This is a genomic window from Massilia psychrophila, from assembly GCF_002760665.1.
GTDB lineage: Bacteria > Pseudomonadota > Gammaproteobacteria > Burkholderiales > Burkholderiaceae_D > JAFCUW01.
The window spans coordinates 1-418 of sequence record NZ_PDOB01000100.1 but is presented as its reverse complement, the minus strand read 5'-3'; the positions used below and the strand labels follow the sequence as shown (position 1 = coordinate 418).

Below are 418 nucleotides of genomic sequence, written 5' to 3'. Positions count from 1 at the left end.
GTCGTCCTCGCGCACGCGGGGACCCAATTTCTCGGCAACAGCGACACCGCCCGGCATCGTCCGTTAAAAGTTGATCCGCTTATCGTGCAAACTGGGTCCCCGCGTTCGCGAGGACGACGGGATATACTGCGCGGTGACACAGCAACAAAAAACCGGGACTCGTCCCGGTTTTTTGTTGCGCCGCTGCTTTCAATTAATCGTAACTGGTCCAGCTCTGCGGAATGTCAATATTCCCATTACGCGCAGCCTCGGCGTACGCGCGCATCTCGGCCAGCACCGCTTCCATGTGTTCGTCGCTCGGGTTCATCTCGGCGACATGATCGGCGAAATCGCGCTGGCGATCGAGATGGGCGCCGACGGCGTCGATATCGGCAAGACGATCCACCCGCATCCGACGCTGGGCGAATCGATCGGCATG

The 418-nt window shown here is 60.0% G+C and carries 1 pseudogene; it reads left to right on the top strand.

Features of this window, described 5'->3' with window-relative positions:
- Nucleotides 1-304: 304 nt before the first annotated feature.
- Nucleotides 305-418, top strand: a pseudogene (locus CR103_RS22365) (oxidoreductase dimerization domain-containing protein); the annotation flags it as partial.